At 62.8% G+C, this 7992-nt stretch carries 7 protein-coding genes; 4 read left to right on the forward strand and 3 right to left on the reverse strand.

The features are described from left to right. The first annotated feature begins 4 nt into the window (after positions 1–4). Both BMX92_RS22590 and BMX92_RS22595 read left to right on the forward strand, forming a co-directional pair. Positions 5–2890, forward strand: a complete 2886-nt coding sequence (locus BMX92_RS22590) for a TonB-dependent receptor (RefSeq protein ID WP_256213559.1) — start codon at positions 5–7, stop codon at positions 2888–2890. A 14-nt stretch (positions 2891–2904) separates the two neighbouring features. After that, on the forward strand, positions 2905–4035 hold the full coding sequence (locus tag BMX92_RS22595; RefSeq protein ID WP_093020744.1) for an alkaline phosphatase: 1131 nt from the start codon (positions 2905–2907) through the stop codon (positions 4033–4035). Positions 4036–4166: 131 nt separating this feature from the next. Here the strand turns inward: BMX92_RS22595 and BMX92_RS22600 are convergent, their stop codons facing one another. Together BMX92_RS22600 and BMX92_RS22605 are read right to left on the reverse strand one after the other, a co-directional pair. After that, positions 4167–4892, reverse strand: coding sequence for an anti-sigma factor family protein (locus BMX92_RS22600; RefSeq protein WP_093020746.1), 726 nt, complete (start codon positions 4890–4892; stop codon positions 4167–4169). Continuing rightward, positions 4889–5353, reverse strand: a complete 465-nt coding sequence (locus tag BMX92_RS22605) for a sigma-70 family RNA polymerase sigma factor (protein ID WP_093020762.1) — start codon at positions 5351–5353, stop codon at positions 4889–4891. Before BMX92_RS22605 ends, BMX92_RS22600 begins: the two co-directional genes overlap by 4 nt. A gap of 115 nt (positions 5354–5468) precedes the next feature. Here BMX92_RS22605 and BMX92_RS22610 point away from each other — a divergent pair, with 115 nt between their 5' ends. Both BMX92_RS22610 and BMX92_RS22615 read left to right on the forward strand, forming a co-directional pair. After that, entirely contained in the window at positions 5469–6710 is a 1242-nt protein-coding gene (locus tag BMX92_RS22610; protein WP_371262511.1) for a S8 family serine peptidase, read from the forward strand. 94 nt (positions 6711–6804) lie between these two features. After that, positions 6805–7674 carry a hypothetical protein gene (locus BMX92_RS22615; protein WP_143066849.1) on the forward strand — a complete coding sequence of 290 codons (870 nt, stop codon included), beginning with the start codon at positions 6805–6807 and terminating at the stop codon, positions 7672–7674. Between the two features lie 93 nt (positions 7675–7767). Here BMX92_RS22615 and BMX92_RS22620 read toward each other — a convergent pair. Beyond that, positions 7768–7992: electron transfer flavoprotein subunit alpha/FixB family protein (locus BMX92_RS22620; protein ID WP_218145830.1), on the reverse strand; the 225-nt coding region annotated here is incomplete at its 5' end.

Consider the following 7992-nt stretch of genomic DNA (forward strand, 5'->3'; position numbering starts at 1 on the left):
TATCGTGACCGTTTCTGCTTCGCGCAATTTGCGCCGTTCACTGGTGCTGGGCGCCGCTCTTGCCGCCTTCTGCGCTGTCCCGGCGCAGGCGCAGCAGCGCCAGGCTGCCGTTCAGATCGCTGCGCAGCCGCTGGGTCAGGCGCTGGAGGCGCTGGCCCATCAGACCGGTACGGACATATTGTTCGCGCCGCAGCTGGTCGCCGGCATGAGCGGCCCGTCGCTGAGCGGCCGGATGGACGCGATGGCGGCGGTCGAGCGCCTCATTCAGGGTAAGCCGCTGGCGGTGCGGCGTCAGGGCAATGGTGCCTTGCTGATCGTCGCGGCGACGGCGCAGCCGCAGGACATGGTGGCGACAGGTGCGACAGAGGCAGCGCCGGAGATCATCGTCACCGGCTATGCCGCCAGCCTGTCCGGTGCGCTGGCCGAAAAGCGCAAGGCGACCAATGTCGTCGACGTGGTGAAGGCCGAGGATATCGGCAAATTCCCGGCCCAGAATATCGCCGAAGCGTTGCAGCGCGTTCCCGGTGTGTCGATCGTGCGCGATCGCGGCGAGGGCGTGTTCGTTCGCATTCGCGGGCTGGGCGCCAATTTCCAGGTCGTGACTCTCAATGGCCGGTCGGCCGCAGTGAACGAAAATGTGCGCGACAGCGGCCAGAGCGGTCGCCAGTTCCGCTTCGATACGTTGCCCTCCGAACTCATGTCGGCGGTCGAGGTGATCAAGAGCCCCCGTGCGGACCTCGCTGAAGGCGGGATCGGTGGCATCGTCAATTTGCAGACCTTCCGGCCGATCGACCTCAAAAAGCCGGTGCTGGCCCTGTCCGCCACCGCCAGTTCGCCGCGCCTGGCCGATGCGGTCGATCCGCGCCTGTCCGGCATGGCCAGCTGGGTCAACGACGAGGGAACGTTCGGCGCGCTGATCGCGGCGGTCTATGACGAGCGCACCACGCGGCAGGACCGTGTTACCGGTGTCGGCTGGACGGAAGGACGGATCGATACCGACGGCGACGGGGCTCTGGACAGCGACACCATATTGGTGCCGACCAGCACGCGCCCGACGCTGGAGCGCGAAAACCGCAACCGCATCGGCCTTAGCGGCGCGATCCAGTGGAAGCCCGATGACCGGTTCGAGCTGAATATCGACGGCCTGTGGAGCCGGCTCAATATAGATTATGACGAGCTGACCTACTCGACCGATTTCTCGGCGACCACGCCGGGCGCGATCGTGCCGGGGACGGCGGTGATCGAAAATGGCGTGCTGACCGCCGCCACCGTCAATACATCGACCCAGATCGGTCGTGAGACGTCGCGGCTGCAATATGAGAATTGGCTGATTGGTGCCAACGCCAGATGGTCCGTCAATGGCTGGACGCTGGTCGCCGATGCGAGCCTGGGCCGCGCTTATTCCAACACGCCCACGCCCATCTATCGCACCCGGCTGCTCGGCAGCGTCGGCCAGGTCGCCTTCGACTATGGCAAGGTGGGTGAGCGCTTGCCCAATCTCAGCTTCCTGACGGCAGACCTGACGAAATCGACCACATTGCCGGGCCGCCGGATCGAATATCGCGTCAATGATTCGCTCGATCGCCAGCGGGCTGCGACCTTCGACGTGACGCGCGAACTGAACGGCGTGGTGCAGGCGCTGCGCTTCGGCGCGAAATATGAGAAGCGGGACCGCACCTATAACCGCCGTGACATTAATTTCACCAGCGGCATATCCGGGCAGCGTTTCGACGAGAGCTATTTCGAGGCCTTCCCGGTCGATGATTTTCTCAGCGGCGTCGGCGGGACCCTGCCGACCAGCTGGGTCATGCCCGATCCCGATCGCTTCTGGGACGCGGCGACCGGCAAGGAGGCGCTGCTCGCTGCCGATCTGACCCGCAGCGATCACCGCAACAGCTATGCCATCGATGAACGGATCATTGGTGGCTATGGCATGGCGGAATTCAGCTTTCCTCTGGGCGGCGTGACTATTCGCGGTGACACCGGCCTGCGCTATGCCCATACCCGCCAGACATCGGCGGGCTATGCCGACAATGGCACGGCGGCGCTGCCGGTCAGCTATGCGCGCGACTATGGCAATCTGCTTCCCTCGCTCAATCTGGTCGCGGAATTCACGTCGAACCTGCAAATGCATCTGGCCGCATCGAAGGTCATCACCCGGCCGTCACTGGCCGATCTGGCGCCGCGCCTGACGATCAATTCCAATCCCACGGTGCTGACGGCGGTGGGCGGCAATCCGGAACTGCGGCCGTTCGAGGCATGGCAATATGACGGCACGGTCGAATGGTATTTCGCATCGGGCAGCGCGTTGATCGGTGGGGCCTTTTACAAGGATATCACCACCTTCGTCTTCCAGCAGACCCGTAATTTCGATCTGGATGGCCAGATATATCGCCTGACCGCGCCGCAAAATGGCGGCAATGCCTATGTCGCGGGCATCGAGATCGCCTATCAGCAACTGTTCAGGATGCTGCCGGCACCGTTCGATGGCCTCGGCTTTCAGGCCAACTACACCCATACGAAGAGCAAGGGCACCTATGCCCTGTCCGACGGCACCACCTTCCGTGACGACCTGACCGACGTGGCGGGCGACAGCTTCAACCTGACTGCCTTCTATGAAAAGGGGGCGATCGGCGCGCGGGCCAGCTATAGCTGGCGCGGCAAGGTGCTGCGCGACGTTGGCGGCGCGGGTCTGGCGGCCAATAATGAATCGCCGTTCGGCAGCCTTGATTTCGATATTTCCTACAAGGTTACGCCCAATGTCACATTCGTCGTGCAGGGCATCAACGTGGCCGGCGGCGTCCAGTGGCAATATGTCCGCGACGATCGCTTCGCAGGCTATACCGATTATGGCACCACGTTGATGGCCGGCGTGCGGGCCCGTTTCTGAACGGAAGGACGGCGATGATATTTCGATCGATCAGGATCATGCTGGCGGCGGGCGCAATGCTCGCCACCGTTCCGGCCATGGCGCAGGGAAATGCCGGGGCGAAGCCCCCACGGGCGCGCAACATCATCCTGCTTCTGGGGGATGCAGGCGGGGTTCCGACGCTGAATGCCGCCGGCATCATGGCGCATGACCGGCCGCAATCGCTGTTCATCCAGTCCATGCCCCATGTCGGCCTGTCCGACACGTCTGCGCTCGACAATTGGGTGACGGACTCGGCGGCGGGGATGACTGCGATCATGACCGGGCAGAAGACCAACAGCGGCATGGTTTCTGCTTTGCCGATGGCGGATGGGAAGATCACGCCGGTCAAGAGCTTCCTGGAATATGCCGAGCAGCGCGGGCTTTCCACGGGCGTCGTCACCAATATGCCGATCTGGGATGCGACCCCGGCCGTTTGCTTTGCGCATGTCGCGACCCGCAAGGACAAGGACCAGATTTTCCGTCAGATGCTGGCGCCCCGCTTCGGCAATGGCGTCGACATAGTGATCGGCAAGGGACAGGCCGATGCGGTCTCTTCCTTCGCCAAGGATGGCACCACCCCGCAACAGGCCTTTGCCAAGGCGGGCTACCGGTTCGGTGACGATCCGGCACTGGTGCGGGAAGCCGGTCGTGCAGCGGTGCTGCGCGATGCCGACTATGCGCCGATCCCGGCGGTCGAGGCCACGATCGGCCAGCTTGCGCGCAATCCCAAGGGCTATTTCCTGATGGTCGAATGGGACATGCATACAGACAAGCCGGAAAAGGGCCTGAAGCATGTGATCGAGATGGACGAGATGATCCGTCGCATCAGTGCGATCGCGGGGAAGGATACGCTGATCCTGTTCACCGCCGATCATAGTTTTGCCTTGCGCATGACGGGGGGCAAACGCAATGCGCCGATGGCGCAGCAATATGCGGTTGAAGCCGCCAAGCCGGACGCGACGATCGCCAATAATGCGATTATCGGTGTCCAGGATGATCATAGCGGCGAGGAAGTGATTGCCGCCGCCGTCGGGCCGGGCGCCGACCAGGTCCATGGCTTCTTCCCCAATACCCGCCTGTTCGACGTCATGCTGAAGGCGATGGGCTGGAAAAAGGAAGAGTGATCGTAGGCGCCAAGCCTATTCCGCCGTGACGGCCTTGGACGAAAGCTGGAGTGTCGGGGCGTGCAGCAGATGTTCGTCCCGATAATCTGTCCCGCTGCATGGATGTCACGGCAGCGGGTGACTGATCTTGGTTAGCGCCACCCCTTGTCCATCGCGGCTTTTTCCTGATCGCTGGTCAGGGCGCCTTCTGGCGCCATGGACTGCGCTGCCGCCATGATTTCGCTGAGTGCGCTGCCTGCCTGGCGATACTGTCCTGTCGCTGCGGCTGCGCCGCCGGATTGCATACGGTCGATAGCCCAGCGGTCCGCATCGCGGCAGGCCAGGCCAGCCATGGTTGTGGCATCAAAGACCCGGCAGTAGCGGCCTCCACTGTCCTTGAAAGACAGGAGAATATGCACTGGTTGCATGTCAGCGGAGGCGAGTTGCCCGGTCAGAGCCGTGTTGAGTGCGGCTTGCGCTACCAGCTTGCCATCGACTTGTCCCACAAGGTTCTTCGGTGCTATCTGCGTGCCGAGCAACAGGCCCACAGCCAGCGAGGCAGCGATGGCACCGCCGGTGATCCAGCGGGTGAAGAGGGGGCCGCGTTTCTCTGCCCGTGTTGCTCGCGCAGCGTCCAGACTCACGATTTTTGCCGTCGATGCCGTGTTTTCGCGTACTGCATCCAGCAGCCGATCTGGCACCGGACTGTCGAGCACGGGCGCGAAATGGGCTTGCAGGCGCGCTTTAAGTGCTTGATGGCTGGCGACTTCCTCCGCCAGTATGGGGTCGGTGGCGATGGCGGCCTCCACGACCGCACGGTCTGGGTCGGCAAGCTGCCCTTCGGCATAAGCGGCGAGCATTTCTCGGTCGATCGTCATGACGTGCCCTCCAGCAATTTATGTAGGGCATCGCGGCCACGCACGAACCGTGAACTGAGTGTGCCCATCGGACAGCCGATGATGTCAGCCGCTTCCTGATAGCCATAGCCTTCCACCATGACCAGCAGCACGGCTTCGCGCTGTTCGTCGGGAAGGCTGGAGAGGGCGCGGTCTACAAAGCCGAGTTCGGTGCGGGCTTCCTGATCGCCCGCTGCGCCGACCGACAGGCCTGCCTCCTCCTCTTTGAAAGTTTGGTTGCGACGATTGGTCGCGCGGATTTCATCGATCCAAAGATTGCGCATGATACGGTACATCCAACTGTCGAGGCGCGTGCCTTCCGCCCAAAGATGGCGGGATTTCAGCGCGCGCTCGATCGTCATCTGGCAAAGGTCGTCACATTGCTCGAGGTTGCGCGTCAACCCCGCCGCGAACCGGCGAAGCCGGGGCAGCAGTGCCACCATTTCATCCTCAAAACGCGTGCTCAGAACCACTTACCTCTTATGTCACAGGATGAAACGGCCGGGATTATCCGTTTCATCCATTGCATAACGTATTTTCCGAGTGGCAGGATGATGAATGATGAGACTGCGTCCGATCCTCCTCCTATTGTTGATCACGGCTGCGCCTGCGGTGGCACAGATCGGCCTGCCGGACGTGGGTGGCGCAGTGACGTCCGTGTTGGATAGAACCAAGGGTTCGCTGGACCTGTTCGCGCCGATCAATGAGGGCCTGGCGCCTGTACGGTCCGTTGCAGACATGGCTCGCGATCGCATCGGCCGCGTGCAAAAGTTCCTGAACGCCAATCGTGCGGCGGCAGAGATGGATGATCAGGGGCAGCCCGCGCGGCGCGGCGTCATCTTGATGATGGGCGGTGATGCGGCCGCCATCGACAAGATACGGGCGATGGGTTTCACGGCACGATCTGTGGAGGCCTTCGACCATCTGGATCTGTCTGCCACCGAGTTGGTCGTGCCGGAGGGTGTCGCTCTATCTTCGGCGATTTCGGCTTTGCGCAAGGCCGTGCCAGATGGCGATTTTACCGCCGATCACCTTTATTTCCCGAGCGGCGGTGCAGCCACGTCTGCCGCCAAGGGAGAAAGTGCAAAGCGCGGCAGCGTCGACACGCCGGTCGGGATTATCGACGGGGGCGTGAGTGCGGCCGTGCCGATCAGCGCGGTTCGCGGGTTTGCGGCAGGCGCACCGAATGCCAGCTTCCATGGTACGGCGGTTGCCTCCCTGCTGCGCCATGCCGGAGTGGGGAGCATCGTGTCGGCCGATGTTTTTGGGCGTGATCCCGCAGGCGGCAGCGCACTGGCGATCGTGCGTGCACTCGACTGGATGCAGGGGCAGCGGATTCCCGTAGTCTCGATCAGCCTGACCGGGCCGGGCAATCCATTGCTCGCGCGCGCGGTCGCAGCCTGTATGGGCAGGGGTATGGTGATTGTTGCAGCCGTGGGCAATGATGGGCCTGCCGCTCCGATCGCCTATCCGGCATCCTATCCCGCCGTGCTAGCGGTGACAGGTGTCGATGGGCGCAATCGTGCGTTGATCGAGGCAGGGCGTGCAACGCATCTGGATTATGCCGCGCCGGGGGCTGACATGAAGGCGATGGATGCGGACGGGCACTGGCGGATGGTGCGGGGGACCTCCTTCGCAGTGCCGCTGGTTGCTGCCCGTGCGGCCTTCATGCGGGATGCAGGCAAGGCAGGCGCCGCGCTTCCTGCGGCGCTTGATCGGGAAGCGCGCGACCTGAGGCCTAAAGGCCCTGATCGCCAGTTCGGACGCGGCCTTTTATGTGGAGACTGCCGCCCACGATAAAAATTTTGCGGTCGTGGATGAAAAGCAAAACGGGTTCCGTTGCTGTGATGAGGGCGCTGTCCATGCGCTCCCTGAACAAGGAAAGGAATTCGTCATGAAGAAGATTCTGATCGCGACCGGCATGCTCATTCTGGCGGCGGCCTCGCCTGCTTCGGCACAACTGCTGGGCGGAGGTGGTGGTGTTGGCGGTCTTGGTGGTATCGGGGGGAGCCTGGGCGGCGGATTTGGCGGCATGATGGACAGCACCCTGGGCAGCGTCCGCGGTACGAATGGCAGCACGGTGTCCGGCGCGGCCAGTTCCACGGGTCGTAGCAAGGTGGATCGCCGTAGCGGCAGCGTTGCTGTCGACCGTAGGGTCAATGCGAATGCCGGTGGCACGGTGGGGCAGACCCTCGATACGCCTGCCCGCAGCGCAACCAGCACGATATCTGGCAATGCATCGGGCAGTGCTACCGCGTCGGGTAATGCGCAGCTTGTCGGTACGGACGCAGTGCGCGATGCGGCTTCTTCGGCGCGTTCCAATGTCGGTTCAACCGTCGGAGCGGTGCGTAACGGCGCAGCCAATGTGGCTCAGGGTGCACGCGATACGATCGGCACGGCCGCGAACAGCAGCTCCGCCGCTGTCAATGGGACAGCCAATAGTGGGTCGAGCGCTGCTGGCGGTCAACTGGCCCTTGCCAGCAGCGTGGCGGCCAGTGCGAGCGATGCTGTGGCCGTGCAGCCTGGTATGATGATCCAGTCCGCCAAAGGTAAGGCCATCGGTCAGGTGAGTCAGGTCATCGCCGACAGCAGTGGCCATGTGCAATCGCTTCTGGTCGATGTGAAGGGGCGCATGGTCAATCTGCCTGCCGGCAACTTCACGGGTCAGGGCGATGCCCTCGTCTCCGCCATGAGCGCGGGCCAGATCGACAAGGTTAGCAAATCGGCACGGGGTTCCGGCAACGCAATGGCCAGCATACGCTGATCTGCTTGCGTCGATAAGGACAAGAATCCGCCGGATAATGGCCGGCGGATTCTTTCTGATGTTGCCCACTTCAGTATTGGGGGCATGGAGCCGCTACAGCTTGCCGGTGAGTTCCGGCACAATCTTGAAGAGATCGCCGACCAGGCCGATGTCGGCGACCTGGAAGATCGGCGCATCCTCATCCTTGTTGATGGCGATGATGGTCTTGCTGTCCTTCATCCCCGCCAGATGCTGAATAGCCCCGGAAATACCGACCGCGACATAGATTTCGGGCGCCACGATCTTGCCGGTCTGCCCGACCTGATAGTCGTTGGGCAC

This window comes from Sphingobium sp. YR768, assembly GCF_900111125.1.
GTDB lineage: Bacteria > Pseudomonadota > Alphaproteobacteria > Sphingomonadales > Sphingomonadaceae > Sphingobium.